Genomic DNA, 15,371 nt, shown 5'->3' on the forward strand with positions numbered 1-15,371 from the left:
TCACTCACCCCTTAGGGACTTGAGGTACTCCTCAAGGGCCCTCCTTTCCATATCCGTGTAGAAGCCGACCCTGTGTATGAGCTCGTCCCAGTTGACCTTGTAGGCGTCGAAGCCGGGCCCGTCTATGCAAGCGAACTTGACCTCTCCGCCGACGGTAACACGGCAGGAACCGCACATACCGGTTCCATCTACCATAATCGGGTGAAGGTCGGCCTCCATCGGTATGCCGTACTCTTTCACGACGTTGAAGACGGCCTTCTGGCCACCCGCCGGGCCGACTATGAAGACCAAATCCCATTGCTCGCTCTCAAGGAGTTCCTTAACCTTTGCAACGGCCCTCCTCACGAGCTCTTGGGCAATCTCGTTCATTCCCCAGCCGGGCTGGAGGTCGAAGTCCTCAACTATGTGCCTTGATACCGAGTCTTCTATGTCCTCTTTCAGGATCACCATCGGTTTTGGGGTAACGTGGAGGGTCGTAACGTCGTTTCCAAGCTCCTGCCAGGCTCTCGCTATCGGAAAGACCTCTACCATTCCGGTGATGAGGCCTATGGCCAGTATCTTCCCAAACTTCTTCATTGGCGCAGGGTTCCCGAGCGGGCCGGCGACGTTGAGAAGCTCGTCGCCCGGTTTCAGCTCGTTTGCCATCCTGAGGGTCGTCTTTCCCCTGACGAAGGTCACGAGCTCTATCCAGCCCTCCTCCCTATCCCATCTTATGGGGGTGAGCGGAATCCTCTCACCGTTCGGGAATGCCCTGACTATGACAAACTGCCCCGGTTGAACCTTCCTGGCCACGTGGGGAGCGTGGATTTTATACCACACCTCCTTCATGGCGAGCTCCTTCTTGTCGAGTATCGTGTACCCCACAATGAACACCTCCGTACATGAGCTCAAAGCTGAGCATCTGAGTGAAGTGAACCTTAGGTGTTTATAAATATGTGCTCAACCTTTGGTTAACAACCCCGAAGGGATTTCGGGCTGAGATTTTGAAAGGTGAAGGAAACACTTTTAAGGCATGGGGATAACGGAGGGAGGTGTGGAGAATGAGAAGGGCCGTTTACATGGCCTTTGTTATTATTACAGCCTTGGGTATGTTCCTGCCCGTTCTATACGGCAACGTGAGCTTTCTCAGGAACGCCATAAAAGACCCTCTGCCGGTTTCCCTTGCCATCATGGTCATCGCGTGGCTTTTCGCTTACTACCTTTACCCCGAGGAAGAACCTACAGCTTCCTGAGGAAGGTCATGTAGCCGGTGTGGGCCAGCATCATGGTTCTTGGCCTCATGCACTCCCGCTTTACCTCCTGCTCCCTTACGAGAACCTCCACGGTCATGACCCTCAGGAAGTGCTCCCTGAACTCCTCGAGGGCCCGGTAGAAGCGATGCACTTGGTTCGCGCAGGGGGTGTAAGCTACAAAGTAGCCACCCGGTCGTAGAACGTCAACCGCATGGGGCAAAACGTTCTCCGGCTGGGGAAGGTCGAGGACTATGTGGTCGGCCCTCTCTTCATCTATTCCGTCGTATATGCTCCTGTTCTTCAGGATAACCCTCTCGGAAAAGCCGGCCAGCTCCACGTTCCTCTTAGCTATCTCGTAGAAGTCCTTCCTCACCTCGTAGCTGATGACCCTTCCAGAGGGGCCGACGGCGTTGGCCAGGAAAAGTGTTAACGCTCCGCTTCCGGCTCCGGCCTCTATAACGGTATCTCCGGGAGAGATGCCAGCGTAGGCTATTATTATCCCAGCATCCTTCGGGTGGACTATCTGGGGGCCCCTTCGCATTTTGGCTATGATGTCGTTGATGTCCGGTTTTATCGCGACGAATGTCTCTCCCCTGTGGCTCTCTATCCTCGTTCCGTAGGGCTTCCCTATAAGCTCCCCTAACTGGAGTATCCCCAAATCTGTGTGGAACTCTCTGTCCTTGGCCCTCACGAGGTAGCGCTTGCCCCTCGGGTCTATCAGTAGAACGGGGGAGCCCTCTTCAATCACCGACCCCACCGTCCTTGAGGATGAGCACTTGGGTGTCGCTGACATCTAGGACGAAGGTCGCTATCTCCTCAAAGACGGCAAGGTTTTCTCTTGTAAGGATGTCCTTGTTTACAAGATGAACTCCTATGAGGTCTTCCATCGGGATATTGGTAACGGCCGTTATTATTGATTTAAGGGCACCATCCGGGTTGAAGCGGGCGTAGTGACTCAGCCCAAAGCTCAGCAGAAACTTGGGCTTCTGGGGTAACCTGCTAATCCTGCTCATTATGGCGTGGTAGTTCTTCAGGAAGATGTGGGGATCGTATGTTGGCACCATCTCGTCGAGTATCTCCCCATAAGTAGTCGCTCCGGGCCCTATTTTGATAACCTTGATGTCCTTTATAAGCTCGACGAACTCGGAATAGGCCTTTCCCGGAAGCCTGCGGAGGTATTTCCTGAACAGGGTGTCCCCTATGCCGAAGAAGTCCGTTATCACGAGGTTGCCATTGGCCTTGAGGAGCGGAACCAGTTTGCCCCAGGCAGTTCTCTCAACTGGGGTTAGGGAGGAGTACTCGATTATGACCACGTCGCCCCTGAGGGCCTCTCCGAGGAGAAGCTTTTCGAGTGTGTCTTCCATTCTTCCCACCAGAAGGGTTTTTAACGCCCGGGTCTTTTAACCTTGTCGGGTGGGAGAATGAGGTTCGTGGTGTGGCCTAGTGAGGTGGACGCACGCCTGAGCAGGAAGTACGGAAGGGCCGTCAAGAAGAGCGTTGCCGTTGATTCACCAAACCTTGGAGAGGTTGAAGACGCCGTGCTGAGCCTTGGTTTTAAGATCATTGAAAAAGCCCCGGAAAAGCTGAACCCAAGGCTTTCCGGGCTCGACGAGGAGCTCAGAACGAGGGGGATGCTGATTGTTGAGAGCCCCTACGGGAAGGGAAAAACGCTTAAACTTATAGCGGAGAAGATTAGAGAGCTTAGAGCTCGGACTAGGGCAAAGGGCAAGTCCAAGAGGAAGAGAAGGTAGTTCACTCCTCTTCTTCCATCTCGACGACTATGGCTGTAGTAGTGTCTATGACGCCGTCTATGTTGTGGATGTCGTGGAGTATCTTCCTAGTCAGTTCTCCGAGGTCCTTGGCCTCGATGTGGACTATTGCATCGTAGGGACCCGTCACTGCGTCGGCTCTGGTAACGCCCGGTATCTGCTTGAGCGCCTCAATGACGCTCTCGACCTTCCCTATTTCCACAGTAAGCAACACATACGACCTAACCATGGGCATCACCGCCGGAGTTTTCTCGTTTCTTATTTGTCTCCCTGCTCATTTAAGCTTTTCGTAGATAGCGTCTCTACCCAGATGTTCATCATTGTGATAATAGTGGTATCGAAAGATTTAATTATGGGTTAAGAGTATCATAATACGCCTCACTGCTCAGAGGTGAACAACATGAGGGCTAAAACGACTCTGGCCCTGTTGGTCGTTTTTTTGGTCGCTTTTAGCGTAGCGGCCAGTGGCTGTGTAGGTGGTGGCCAGAAGGGCACCACCACAACAATTGGACAGACAGGGGGAACATCCTCCACAACTCAAGCGACCCAGACGACTTCTTCAAGTGTAAGTGCCACCACCTCTAAGGCTATAAAATACATTGAGGCGCACCTCTCCAACGCTACCGTTGTTGACACCGAAAAATACGTCGTTGTTGTTGGTCCCGAGGGAAGCGGTGCCAAGGTCTCGAACCTTCCGAATAAGCCCGTCATTGTGGTCTCCTACAAGGCCAACAAGGAAAAGACCCCGAGCATACAGGAGTTAATGAAGAACCAGCAAGGATTTGGCCAGATAAACCCTGCCTTCCTCCGTGATCCCAGAATGGACGCTCTGATACAGCTCGCTAGAAAGGTTACGGACCCCAACATCAGGGGAGCACTCTACAGTGCCCTGTATATTCTCGCCAACAGAGAAGTCCCCGAGATAATCCTTGGTGATGCCAAGGCGGCCCGTGTTTACTGGAACTGGGTGCACAACTGGTACTACAACCCGGTCCTCGCACCGCGCTGGGATCTCGTCATGGAAGACAAGGACGCCCCGAGCGTCTCGATAGGAATAGGTGACTACAAGAATGAGCCCGGAACGATAGTCGAGGCAACCTTTGGATGGCCAAGGTCGTTCGATCCTGCTTTTGACTACGAGACCTTTGGCTGGGCCCTCTACCACAACGTCGGCGACACTCTCGTCACCTACTGGGAGGACGAGACGACCAAGGTCTCACCGGATCTCGCTGTTGCTTGGGCCCACAACAAGGACGGAACAGTCTGGTACTTCGTCATAAGGGGCGACGTTAAGGCCTACGACCCGAAGAGCGGAACAACTTACACGATCAACGCAACCGACGTTGAGTTCGAGTTCTGGCGCGTCCTCAGGGCCGGCTATTCGGTCAACTGGATGCTAGCCACTTACACCGATCTCAACAAGAGCTATGCCATGAGCGAGGACGAGTTCCAGAAGGAGCTCCAGTCAGGAGGAATCATTGCCGACTTCAACGGAAAGACCAAGGAGGTTAAGAGCCTCAACGAGCTCCTGCAGTTCTTCGGCTACTCCGGACCTACCGCCGGTGTCTACAAGCTCGTCCTGCCGCACCCATACGGCGGTATCCTGAGCGTTCTGGCCGACCCGTATCTCATGGTCATACCCGCCAAGTACCTGCTCGGCGACAAGTATGAGGATGCCATGAAGGCCTCTGACTGGGGTAAGAAGCCTTGGGTATGGTCAAAGTACGTTCAGGAAGGCTCCAACGACCCGATACACAAGATGCTTCAGGACAACATGATAGGCGTCTTTACCGGTCCGTTCTACATCAAGGAGGCCAAGCAGAACAGCTATATCGTCCTTGAGAGGAACCCCTACTACTGGAACGCCAGCGTCTGGAAGAAGCTTGAGTCCAAGAACCCCAACCTCGTCACGACCAAGCGTGTTATCTACGTCCTCTCCGATGATACCACCACGCGCATAAGCCTCTTCCAGAAGGGAGTCGCCGATATCGTTGCCGTTCCTGTGGACAGGCTTGACGCCGTCAAGGGACTCACCCTCGACAAGTTCCAGTCCAAGATTGATTCCTTCGTTACGCCCGACATGGTCTTCATAGTTCTCAACGCCGCCAAGGAACCGCTCAACAACGAGCTCGTCAGGCAGGCGCTGGCCTGGGCAACACCCTACGACCAGATATACAACGCAGTTTACAGGGGATACATGGTTCCGAACTACGGCCCGATACCGATTGGATGGCTCGGCTACACCGAGTACAACGTTATCAAGTACAAGTACAACCTCGCTAAGGCCCTCCAGCTTATCCAGAAGGCGGGAATTGATCCTAAGAAGTACACTCTGACGATATACTACAACACTGGAAACACCCAGCGTGAGAAGATAGCAACGCTCCTCCAGAACACATGGGGACAGCTCGGCTTCAAGATATCGGTTACTCCGCTCTCATGGCCAACACTCCTCAGCAAGACCGCAAGCGGTGACTTCGACGTCTACATAGTCGGATGGGCCCCGGACTTCCTCGACCCGGACGACTACGTCGGTCCGTTCCTCCAGAGCGCCGTGGTCTTCGACAGTCTGAATTACGAGATAATATCTGGCTGAAGGCTTGAGTTTCTTTTCTTTTCCTTTAAAATCTCCACGGAGGGAACTGTGGTGGCAGGGCTCGAAAAGTTCCTGGTGAGAAGGGGCTTAACGTTCATACCGACGTTGATAGGTGTAACTCTGATTGTTTTCATTATTGCGTACGTCATACCGGCGAACCCCGTAAAGGCCTGGGCCGGAGGAGAAAAGGCCTCCCAGGCCGCTGTTGAGATGATAAAGAAGGAATACCATCTCGACCAGCCCTGGTATGATCAGTACTGGTTCTTGGTTAAAGGCCTCTTTACAAACAGCCTGCTCGACCCCTTGAATCAGGAGCCGGTTTTTGACAACATAGGTAACCGTTTTGTCGTGACCTTCCAGCTGGCGCTCTTCGCCTTCCTATTCGTTATTATAATGGGGCTTCCCCTGGGCATAATCTCCGCCCTGAAGAGGAACTCTGCAACGGATATGGCCTTGAGAATACTCGCCCTAATCTTCATCTCGACGCCAATTTACGTCATAGCATACCTTTTCATCTGGCTCTTCTTCCTGCACTGGAACGCAACGACGCTCGCTGGAATACCTCCGGGCCCACCGCACAAGATAACCCATGTGCCTGTCATAGATGCCCTACTGACCCTAGACTGGGGCAACTTCGTTCAGCAGGTCGAGCGTTTCTGGCTCCCGGGATTTACGCTGGGTATAGCCGCAGCGGGTGTTCTCATGAGGTTTACCAGAAACTCTTTCCTTGAGGCATACAGCAGGGACAGCACGCTCTTTCTCAAGGCCAAGGGCGTGCCCAAGATGAGACTCTATCGCCACGTTCTGAAGAACGCATTGGTTCCAGTAATCACCATTCTCGCCCTCCAGTTCGGCGGTCTCTTGGCAGGGACACCAATTACCGAGACGATATTCAACCTTCCGGGAATAGGTCGCTACGCCCTTCAGGCGATAATGTACTTGGACTTCCCGGCCTTAATAGGTGTCACCTTCCTCTATGCAATAGTCTTCGTTACCGCCAACCTGATAGCGGACATACTCTACGCAATCATAGACCCGAGGGTGAGGTTCTGAGGTGATCATAATGCCTGAAAATGTTGAGGAGTTCGAAGAGAGGGAAGAGTACGAGATGACCATACTAGACAGGACGAGCGACAGGATAATAGATGCCTTCGCCTCTTTTATCAACCTGTTCAAAAAGGACTGGAAGAGAAGGAACCAGTCAAAAATAAAGGAATGGAAGCTAATGGCGTACGCAATGAACCGCTCGCCTCCCACTCTGCTCGGCCTCTTCATAGTGATAGTTTACATCATCCTTGGAATATTCGGCCCATACATGGCCCCCTGGTCGTATGATTTCTTCCCGGTGAACTACAACTTCTCCACTCAGCTGGCCCCTCCGGGGTCTACTTACTTCCTCAACGTGACCACAATAGAGAAGGGCTACATCATCCACTACACAACAAACATCCACTACGTCCTGGGTTCGGACGTTTACGGGAGGGACATAGTCAGCATACTCCTCGCGGGGGCCAGAACGGCTTTGGTGCTTGATATCTTTATCATCCTTATAGGCCCCACGATAGGGATTGTCCTCGGCCTCATCTCGGGCTACTACGGTGGAAAAGTCGATGAGACCATAATGCGTATAACCGACATGTTCCTTGCCTTCCCTGGACTCATCTTGGCGATAGCCCTCTCGGCAGTCCTGCCGACTAGGATACAGAACTTTTTGAACGCCCATACCTGGGCCCAGACGCTCACCCTTAAACTCTTCGCACTGCACGCAAGGGACGTCAACAACCTCGGAAAGCTCCTTGCAGTTTTTGTGGCCCTCGTCATCGTGTGGTGGCCGGGCTACGCGAGGGTGGCCAGAGGTTCAACGCTGACCGAGAAGGAGAACCTCTACGTTGAGGCCGCGAGGGCTGTGGGTCTTCCAACGAGGACGATACTCTTCAGGCACATCCTCCCCAACATAATAGGTCCGATACTGGTCATGATAACCATGGACTTCGGTGGCGTTATTCTGACCGAGGCAGGTCTAAGCTTCCTCGGCCTCGGTGCGGTGCCACCGATACCGGACTGGGGTAATCTCATCAACCAAGGTTCTCAGTACTTCCCTCAGGCTTGGTGGCTTGTTGCCTTTCCGGGAATAGTCATCGTCACCGTCGTCCTTGGCTGGAACCTACTTGGAGACGGTCTCAGAGACATCCTTGACCCGAGAACGAGAAGGAGCCTTGAGTTCAAACTCAAGAAGAAGGCTGAGGGGGGTGAGTCCAGTGCCTGAGCCAATCGTAGAGATCAAGAATCTCAGCGTTTACTTCTACACCTACGCCGGCGTTGTCAAGGCTATAGAGAACGTGTCCTTCGACATATACCGCGGTGAGACACTGGCACTCGTTGGTGAAACCGGCTGTGGAAAGAGCGTAACGTCCAGAGCATTAACACAGCTCATAGAAAGCCCCGGAAGGATAGTCAGCGGGCAGGTCATCTACCATCGGGACGATGGCTCGACCGTTGACATTCTCAAACTCAGTGAGGAGGAGATAAGGGAGATTAGGGGTAATGAGATAGCCTACATCTTTCAGGATCCTCACTCGTCCCTCGATCCACTCTACACGGTCGGCTACCAGATAGGCGAGGCCATGGAAGTCCATGGGAAGGTCAGGAACATAAAGGAGGGCATAGCGAGGGCCGTTAACATTCTCAGGGAAGTTCTCATCCCAGACCCGGAGAGGCGCGTCAAAAACTACCCCCACGAGCTCAGCGGTGGAATGAAGCAGAGGGTCGTCATAGGGATTGGGATAGCCAACAACCCTAGGCTTCTCATAGCTGACGAGCCGACCACGGCCTTGGATGTTACGGTTCAGGCGCAGATACTTGAACTTCTCAACGAGCTGAAGAGGAGGTACAATGCGACAGTTTTGCTTATCACCCACAACCTCGGTGTTGTCGCAGAGACTGCACAGCGCGTCGTCGTCATGTACGCTGGGAAGGTCGTCGAGATAGGGAGCGTTGAGCAGATATTCCACAATCCCCTCCACCCATACACGGTTGCACTCCTCAGAGCGGTTCCGAATCCCCTCAAGAAGATTGAGAGGCTTGAAAGCATCCCTGGAACAGTTCCAAACCTCATAACACCACCGAAGGGCTGTCGCTTCCATCCAAGGTGTCCCTTTGCCGAGGAACGTTGTAGAAAGGAAGTTCCCGAGCTTAAAGAGATAGAGCCGGGCCACTGGGTGGCCTGCCATCTCTACTGAGGTGATTACGATGGAGCCAGTGCTCAAAGTTGAAGGACTGAAAAAGTACTTCCCCGTTAGGAGTCTCCTCAGGACGGTTGGCTGGGTGAAGGCGGTTGATGGAATAGACTTCGAAATCTACCCCGGTGAGACCTTCGGCCTCGTTGGCGAGAGCGGTTGCGGAAAGACTACAACGGGCAGGACAATACTCCGCCTCATCGAGCCTACCGAGGGCAAGATAGTCTTCAACGGAAAAGACGTCACAAAGCTTAAGGGCAAGGAGATGCTCTGGTTCAGAAGACACGCCCAGATAATGTTCCAGGATCCTTACTCCTCCCTCGACCCGAGGCAGACAGTGTTCAACATTATAATGGAGCCCGTGAAGTTCCACGGGATAGAGGTTGATGACCCCGAGGACTTCGTGATAAGGCTCCTTGAGAGCGTTGGATTAAACGAGATGCACCTCTATCGTTATCCCCATGAGTTCTCGGGCGGACAGAGGCAGAGAATAGCCCTCGCCAAAATACTTGCCCTTAAGCCGGACTTCGTCGTCTTGGACGAGCCAACCTCGGCCCTCGACGTCTCTGTTCAGGCCAATATCCTCAACACCCTCAAAGACCTACAGAAGAAGCACGGTTTCTCATACCTCTTCATAAGCCATGACCTCGGCGTTGTCAAGTATATGAGCCACAGGATGGGAGTCATGTACCTCGGCAAGCTCGTCGAGGTTGGCCCGGCTGAGAAGATATTCGACAATCCGCTCCACCCGTACACCCAGATGCTCCTCTCGGCCATACCGATACCCGACCCCGAGCTGGCTAAGAAGAAAAAGAAGATGGAGGTAAAGGGTGAGCCTCCGAGTCCCATAAACCCGCCTTCTGGATGTCGTTTCCACCCGAGATGCCCCTTTGCCAAGGCCGGTCTCTGCGACAAGAAGGAACCGCCGCTGGTCGAGGTTGAGAAAGATCACTACGTCGCTTGCTGGCTCTACGGGAAGGCCTGACCTCTCTCTTCCATTTCCCTTGGGAAGAGAGTATCTCTGAAGAGAGCCGAGAAAAAGGCCGTTCTGAAGATCGAATCCTTCCTGAGGAGGCCAGTGTAAACAGTGTCCTCCCCAGCTGGGCTTTTAACTTTTCCGTCCTCCACCCAGAGTTTTCTGTATGCAACCCCCTCTCCAATGATTGGAACTTTTGCAAGCTCCCCGGAGGACGTGACTCCCAGAATACCCTTGAGAAGGGCGAGCCCGAAGGAGCTCTCCCGCTCAATTTCTCCCAGTCTCTCGTCGGTTGCGATGTGTCTGCTGTGACCAGTGGGTATGCCGATTATCCTGAGGACGTTCCACCTCCTGAGGTGGGAGATCCTTCTATCCCTCGCCTCTCGGGAAGACTCTTCAAGTGTTAGGAAAAGTCTTCTAAGGAACTCCCCAACATCTTCCCTGAGGAGAACGGGTAGGGGTCTCCCAGCGGTTTCCGAAAGGGCCTCCTTTGAGGGGTCCTTTATGAGAAGGACCTTCCTAGGTTCGAGGGAGACGAACTCTGTGAAGTATGCATCTACGGCGAACCTCCCGCGCGCTGTCCTAAAGAGTATGAGGGGAACCTCCATGGCAATCCCAAAGGTATTTAACCCAGCCCTCAATAAGCCTTGCGGTGAAGATGAAGGTTGATGAACTCCCCGTTGACGAGAGGATAAAGCGGGTCATCAAGGAGAGGGGCATAGAGGAGCTTTATCCGCCGCAGGCGGAGGCGCTTAAAACGGGCGTTTTGGAGGGCAAAAACCTCGTTCTGGCCATTCCGACGGCGAGCGGGAAAACCCTCGTGAGCGAGATAGTCATGATTAACAAGCTTTTGAAGGAGGGTGGAAAGGCAGTCTATTTAGTTCCGCTCAAGGCCCTTGCCGAAGAAAAATACCGCGAATTCAAGGAGTGGGAGAAGCTTGGAATCAGGGTAGCGGCTACCACAGGTGACTACGACTCAACGGACGAGTGGCTCGGGAAGTACGACATAATAGTCGCCACCGCTGAGAAGTTCGACTCCCTCCTAAGACACAGGCCGAGCTGGGTGAGGGACGTCAAGCTGGTTGTGGCCGATGAAGTCCACCTCATAGGCTCCTACGACAGGGGAGCGACGCTTGAGATGATATTAACGCATCTCCTTGACAGGGCGCAGATTTTAGCGTTGAGCGCGACCGTTGGGAACGCCGAGGAGCTGGCCGAGTGGCTTAAAGCTGAGCTTGTGGTCAGCGACTGGCGTCCGGTTGAACTGAGGAAAGGCGTCTTCCACCTCGGGACCCTCTTCTGGGAGGATGGGAAAATAGACCGCTACCCTGAAAACTGGGAGAGTTTGGCGATAGATGCCGTAAAGAGGGGTAAACAGGCCCTGGTTTTCGTGAACACGAGGCGTTCAGCCGAAAAGGAGGCGGTAGCCCTCTCCTCCAAGGTCTCCAGACTCTTGACAAAGCCGGAAAAGAGGGCACTTGAGGAGCTCGTTTCTGGCATAGAGGACAACCCGACGACAGAAAAGTTGAAGAAGGCCCTGAAGGGCGGCGTGGCCTTCCATCATGCTGGCCTTGGGAGGGCGGAGAGAACTCTTATAGAGGACGCCTTCAGAGATGGCTTGATCAAGGTAATAACGGCGACGCCGACACTTTCGGCCGGACTAAACCTCCCCGCCTTCCGCGTTATAATCCGCGACACCAAGCGCTACTCCAACTTCGGCTGGGTAGATATTCCCGTCCTCGAAATTCAGCAGATGATGGGTCGAGCTGGTAGGCCGAAGTACGATAAAGTTGGCGAGGCAATCATAGTTGCCAGAATCGAGGAGCCAAAGAAGCTCATCGAGAAGTACATCCGCGGAAAGCCGGAGAAGCTCTTCTCAATGCTCGCCAACGAACAGGCTTTTAGGAGTCAGGTTCTGGCTTTGATAACCAACTTCGGAGTTGAAAACTTCCGCGGGCTGGTTTCCTTCCTTGAGAGAACCTTCTACGCCCACCAAAGGGGAGATACAGCCTCGCTCGAATACAAGGCCAGGGACATCGTTTACTTCCTCATCGAGAACGAATTCATAGATATGGACGTGAACGACAGCTTTATTCCCCTTCCCTTCGGAAAAAGGACTTCACAGCTCTACATCGACCCCCTTACGGCCAAAAAGTTCAGGGACGCGTTCCCAAAGATCGAGAAAAACCCCAACCCCTTCGGAGTATTTCAGCTCATAGCCTCGACCCCGGATATGGCAACTTTAACGGCTAGGAGGCGGGAGATGGAGGACTACCTTGATCTCGCCTACGAGATGGAGGAGCACATCTACTCCGAGATACCCTACTACGAGGACTCGCGCTTCCAAGGCTTCCTCGGGCAGGTGAAAACGGCCAAAGTCCTCCTCGACTGGATAAACGAGGTTCCGGAGGCGAGGATATACGAGACCTACAACATAGAGCCCGGCGACCTCTACAGAATCCTTGAGCTAGCGGACTGGCTGATGTATTCCCTCATAGAGCTCTACAAGCTGTTCGAGCCAAAGGAGGACGTCCTCAACTACCTGCGTGACCTTCACCTCCGCCTGAGGCATGGTGTTCGCGAGGAGCTCCTTGAGCTTGTCAAACTGCCGAACATCGGAAGGAAGAGGGCCCGAGCCTTATACAACGCTGGCTTCAGAACCGTCGAGGAAATAGCGCGGGCGAAGCCTGCCGAGCTTCTGAAGGTTGAGGGGATAGGCGTTAAAGTCCTTGAGGGAATATACAGGCACCTAAACATCGGGAGGGAGCTCAAGGGAAGGGCGGAGAAGAGGAGAAAAACACTGGAAGACTTTTTCAAATAGCCTCCTCCACGTTCCCGCTCCAGAGGACGGTTATGCTCCTGCCCGGGTTGAGACCGCGCTCGTGCGCACTGCTGTAGAGCCTTCCACCTGTCCTCTGGCCGAGGAAGTAAGCCAGAACGAAGGTGAGGATTAGAGGTGCCCCTTCGAGGTTCCAGCTCAGTCCGGCTAGGTAGCGCATGAGAACGACCAGAGGAACGGGTAGGTGAACCGCTAGAGCCCACTCGACTTTGTTGCCGGTTCTCTTTGCGTGCGCCCTCCAGAAACCGAACGGTATGTTTACGATAAACGTCACGATGAGTCCGAGGATAAACCAGTGGACGTTCATGGCGTTCACCTTAACGGTTTTGTTGGTGAACCTTAAAAAATTTTGCGCTCCTAACGGAGCCTAAGTTTTTTAAGATACTCCTGTCCTAGCAAGGGTGGGCACAATGATTGTGATAATCACAGGGATGCCCGGCTCTGGTAAGAGTAAAATCGTGAAGGAGTTCGAGAGGAGAGGCGTTCCAAGCGTTTCTCTTGGCGACATCGTGAGGGAAGAAACGGTAAAGCGTGGCCTTGAGCTGACGAAGGAGAACGTTGCCAAGGTGAGCATCCGCCTGAGACAGGAGCTCGGCCAGAACGCGGTGGCAAAGCTCGCCGTCGTGAGAATTAGAGAGCTCCTTGAGGGAAGCAACGTTGTCGTCGTTGACGGCGTCCGCTCGCTCGACGAGGTCGGAACCTTCAGGAGCGCCTTTCCGGGCGAGGAAATAGTTATCATCGCCGTTCACACGCCGCCGAGACAGCGCTTTGAGAGGCTCAGGAAGAGGGGCAGGCACGATGACCCGAAGACATGGGAGGAGTTCGAGGAGAGGGACTGGAAGGAGCTGAAGTTCGGAATAGGGAACGTCATAGCGATGGCCGACTACATGCTCGTCAACGACGGTTCAAAGGAAGAGTACGAGAAAAAGGTGAGGGAAACCGTCGAACTCATCCTAGCATCGAGTCGAGGAAGAGCATGACGTAGAAACCCGCGAAGAAGCCGAGGGTTACGAGCGTCTCGCTTTCCTCCCTCCTGTATATCTCGGGTATCATCTCCTTCACAGTGACGTAGAGCATCGCTCCACCCGCCAGTCCAAGGCCGTAAGCCAGTAACCCGCTGAAGGCCGTGAAGAAGTAAGCACCTACCAGAACCATGACCATCTCGGCAAAGCCACTGAGGACTCCCATAGCTATCGGCTGGAGCCTCTTCTTCTGGAGTGTAGCAAGGGGGAGCGAGACGACGGTTCCCTCCGGGAAGTCCTGTACCCCTATCGCTATCGCCGTGATCAGGCCGACTTGGAGGTTGTAGACTATAGAGGTTCCAACGGCGAGTCCCTCGGGCAGGTTGTGGATTATGACCGCTATAACGAGGAGCCAGACCTTTCTGAGGCGGTCTTTCATGGACTTCGGTCCTTCATAGCCCTTAACCAGGTGCTCGTGAGGGAGAAAGCGGTCTATTGCATAGATGAGCAGGACGCCGAGGGCTATACCTATTCCCGCCGGCGAGAAGGAGCCCGTGCTCTCTATCGCGGGGAGAATCAGCGAGGTGAAGGAAGCGACTATCATAACCCCCGCGGCAAAGCTCAGCGAGAAGTCAACGCCCTTCTCCGGGATGTTCTTCGCGAAAATCGCCAGCAGAGCGCCTAGGGAAGTCATGATGGCCACGAAGAGGCCGGCGTAAAAGGCCACCCATGTTATACTCCCTCCGGATATCGAGAGCAACCACTGAGAGAGGTTTGAGATAAAGTTCTCCAGCATGTTCCCACCGCTCTTCTCTGTTAGGTTATCCTAAAACTCTTAGGCTTTTAAGGGTTTTGGCGGGGGTGGAAGCTATTTAAGGAGGGGGCGTAAATTGGTGGTGGTGCCGGAAGTGGCAGGAGAGGCCGGGAAAAAGAAAGCCACCAAAAAGCTCCTCAAAGAACTCCACAGCGACCCGCTGTGGAGAAGCATCGGGCTGCTCGATATTGATGAGGAAGACCTGAGCAGCGAGGGGGACAACTGGGGCGTGGTGAAATGGGAAAGCAAGTGAGGGAAAAGCCGCTCCTCTACGGCGACGGAAGGGTGTTCTTTGCATTCTGTCCTTCCTCCGGCGGCATCTTCGAGCTTGAGCCGGGCGAGTTCAAAGCCCTGAAGGAGAACCTTCCAGAGGCGGAAGAGCTGAAAAAGGAAATGCTCGAATACGACGGAGAAAAATACACGGTCGGAGACTTCATAAGCCACTTAACGAGCCTCGGGATAGAACTCGAGAGGCTCAACACGCCAGCTGTTGTTATCTTCGAGCTGACGAGAAACTGCAACCTCAACTGCAAGCACTGCATAGTCTCCGCTGGAAAGCCGCTTCCAAACGAGCTTAAAACCGAAGAATGGTTAAAACTCGTTGACGAAATAAGCGATTACGCGGTGAGGCTCACCCTCACCGGCGGGGAACCGCTGGTTCATCCCGGCTTCTTCCAAATCCTTAGGAGAGCTAAAGAGAAAGGCCTGTCAATAAGGCTCCTCACGAACGGGACTCTGCTTGAAGAGCACGCCGAAGAGCTTGGAAGGCTTTTGGATGCGAGAATTGACGAAGTCCAGGTTTCCCTCGACGGGAGAAAGGAAACCCACGACTCGATAAGGGGGAAAGGAAGCTACGAGAAAACCATCGCGGGGATCAAAGCGCTTGTAAGGGAGAACCTCCCGGTTTCAGTTGCCTTCACCCTAATCCCAGAGAACAGGGGTGAAGC

At 53.8% G+C, this 15,371-nt stretch carries 18 protein-coding genes; 11 read left to right on the forward strand and 7 right to left on the reverse strand.

The features are described 5' to 3' along the window. Positions 1 to 864, reverse strand: a complete 864-nt coding sequence (locus MVC73_RS05305) for a sulfide/dihydroorotate dehydrogenase-like FAD/NAD-binding protein (RefSeq protein ID WP_297507857.1) — start codon at positions 862 to 864, stop codon at positions 1 to 3. A 167-nt stretch (positions 865 to 1,031) separates the two neighbouring features. Here MVC73_RS05305 and MVC73_RS05310 point away from each other — a divergent pair, with 167 nt between their 5' ends. After that, positions 1,032 to 1,232, forward strand: a complete 201-nt coding sequence (locus tag MVC73_RS05310; RefSeq protein WP_297507861.1) for a hypothetical protein — start codon at positions 1,032 to 1,034, stop codon at positions 1,230 to 1,232. On the opposite strand, the gene MVC73_RS05315 is transcribed toward MVC73_RS05310, so the two are convergent. Both MVC73_RS05315 and MVC73_RS05320 read right to left on the reverse strand, forming a co-directional pair. After that, on the reverse strand, positions 1,219 to 1,980 hold the full coding sequence (locus MVC73_RS05315; protein ID WP_297507863.1) for a tRNA (adenine-N1)-methyltransferase: 762 nt from the start codon (positions 1,978 to 1,980) through the stop codon (positions 1,219 to 1,221). The genes MVC73_RS05310 and MVC73_RS05315 overlap by 14 nt on opposite strands. Beyond that, a complete protein-coding gene (locus tag MVC73_RS05320) occupies positions 1,973 to 2,596 on the reverse strand; it encodes a DUF257 family protein (protein ID WP_297507947.1) in 624 nt (207 codons plus the stop codon). Before MVC73_RS05320 ends, MVC73_RS05315 begins: the two co-directional genes overlap by 8 nt. Positions 2,597 to 2,653: 57 nt before the next feature. Here MVC73_RS05320 and MVC73_RS05325 point away from each other — a divergent pair, with 57 nt between their 5' ends. Beyond that, the gene (locus MVC73_RS05325) at positions 2,654 to 2,983 is read left to right on the forward strand and encodes a signal recognition particle protein Srp19 (protein ID WP_297507866.1); all 330 of its coding nucleotides are present in this window, start codon (positions 2,654 to 2,656) and stop codon (positions 2,981 to 2,983) included. A gap of 1 nt (position 2,984) precedes the next feature. Here MVC73_RS05325 and MVC73_RS05330 read toward each other — a convergent pair whose 3' ends face one another. Continuing rightward, a complete protein-coding gene (locus tag MVC73_RS05330) occupies positions 2,985 to 3,230 on the reverse strand; it encodes an Lrp/AsnC ligand binding domain-containing protein (RefSeq protein WP_088865137.1) in 246 nt (81 codons plus the stop codon). A gap of 171 nt (positions 3,231 to 3,401) precedes the next feature. Between MVC73_RS05330 and MVC73_RS05335 the strand changes: the two genes are divergently transcribed. Genes MVC73_RS05335 through MVC73_RS05355 form a run of 5 tightly spaced genes read left to right on the forward strand, consistent with a single transcriptional unit; the run spans position 3,402 to position 9,818 of the window. After that, positions 3,402 to 5,597 (forward strand): ABC transporter substrate-binding protein, encoded by a 2,196-nt coding sequence (locus MVC73_RS05335; RefSeq protein WP_297507869.1) that lies wholly within the window; start codon positions 3,402 to 3,404, stop codon positions 5,595 to 5,597. Between the two features lie 51 nt (positions 5,598 to 5,648). Next, positions 5,649 to 6,650, forward strand: a complete 1,002-nt coding sequence (locus MVC73_RS05340) for an ABC transporter permease (protein WP_297507871.1) — start codon at positions 5,649 to 5,651, stop codon at positions 6,648 to 6,650. A 10-nt stretch (positions 6,651 to 6,660) separates the two neighbouring features. Beyond that, complete coding sequence (locus tag MVC73_RS05345) at positions 6,661 to 7,863, forward strand: ABC transporter permease (protein WP_297507874.1); 1,203 nt, start codon at positions 6,661 to 6,663, stop codon at positions 7,861 to 7,863. After that, complete coding sequence (locus MVC73_RS05350) at positions 7,856 to 8,836, forward strand: ABC transporter ATP-binding protein (RefSeq protein ID WP_297507877.1); 981 nt, start codon at positions 7,856 to 7,858, stop codon at positions 8,834 to 8,836. The genes MVC73_RS05345 and MVC73_RS05350 overlap by 8 nt, the downstream gene beginning before the upstream one ends. A 10-nt stretch (positions 8,837 to 8,846) precedes the next feature. Further along, positions 8,847 to 9,818 (forward strand): ABC transporter ATP-binding protein, encoded by a 972-nt coding sequence (locus tag MVC73_RS05355; RefSeq protein ID WP_297507880.1) that lies wholly within the window; start codon positions 8,847 to 8,849, stop codon positions 9,816 to 9,818. On the opposite strand, the gene MVC73_RS05360 is transcribed toward MVC73_RS05355, so the two are convergent. After that, entirely contained in the window at positions 9,803 to 10,417 is a 615-nt protein-coding gene (locus tag MVC73_RS05360) for a hypothetical protein (protein ID WP_297507883.1), read from the reverse strand. The two genes, MVC73_RS05355 and MVC73_RS05360, sit on opposite strands and share 16 nt — an antisense overlap. 50 nt (positions 10,418 to 10,467) lie before the next feature. On the opposite strand from MVC73_RS05360, the gene MVC73_RS05365 reads away from it, so the two are divergent. Further along, positions 10,468 to 12,630 (forward strand): ATP-dependent DNA helicase, encoded by a 2,163-nt coding sequence (locus MVC73_RS05365; protein ID WP_297507952.1) that lies wholly within the window; start codon positions 10,468 to 10,470, stop codon positions 12,628 to 12,630. On the opposite strand, the gene MVC73_RS05370 is transcribed toward MVC73_RS05365, so the two are convergent. Continuing rightward, positions 12,623 to 12,955 carry a hypothetical protein gene (locus MVC73_RS05370; RefSeq protein ID WP_297507954.1) on the reverse strand — a complete coding sequence of 111 codons (333 nt, stop codon included), beginning with the start codon at positions 12,953 to 12,955 and terminating at the stop codon, positions 12,623 to 12,625. The two genes, MVC73_RS05365 and MVC73_RS05370, sit on opposite strands and share 8 nt — an antisense overlap. A 103-nt stretch (positions 12,956 to 13,058) precedes the next feature. Here MVC73_RS05370 and MVC73_RS05375 point away from each other — a divergent pair, with 103 nt between their 5' ends. Further along, the gene (locus MVC73_RS05375; protein WP_297507956.1) at positions 13,059 to 13,628 is read left to right on the forward strand and encodes a dephospho-CoA kinase; all 570 of its coding nucleotides are present in this window, start codon (positions 13,059 to 13,061) and stop codon (positions 13,626 to 13,628) included. Here MVC73_RS05375 and MVC73_RS05380 read toward each other — a convergent pair. Then, positions 13,597 to 14,406: a ZIP family metal transporter gene (locus MVC73_RS05380; protein WP_297507886.1), complete on the reverse strand. Its 810-nt coding sequence runs from the start codon at positions 14,404 to 14,406 to the stop codon at positions 13,597 to 13,599. The two genes, MVC73_RS05375 and MVC73_RS05380, sit on opposite strands and share 32 nt — an antisense overlap. 103 nt (positions 14,407 to 14,509) lie before the next feature. On the opposite strand from MVC73_RS05380, the gene MVC73_RS05385 reads away from it, so the two are divergent. Both MVC73_RS05385 and MVC73_RS05390 read left to right on the forward strand, forming a co-directional pair. Further along, a complete protein-coding gene (locus tag MVC73_RS05385) occupies positions 14,510 to 14,677 on the forward strand; it encodes a hypothetical protein (protein WP_297507889.1) in 168 nt (55 codons plus the stop codon). Further along, positions 14,662 to 15,371: radical SAM protein (locus MVC73_RS05390; protein WP_297507892.1), on the forward strand; the 710-nt coding region annotated here is incomplete at its 3' end. The genes MVC73_RS05385 and MVC73_RS05390, both read left to right, overlap by 16 nt.

Origin of the sequence: Thermococcus sp., assembly GCF_027052235.1 — an archaeon.
In the GTDB taxonomy this organism is placed as follows: domain Archaea; phylum Methanobacteriota_B; class Thermococci; order Thermococcales; family Thermococcaceae; genus Thermococcus.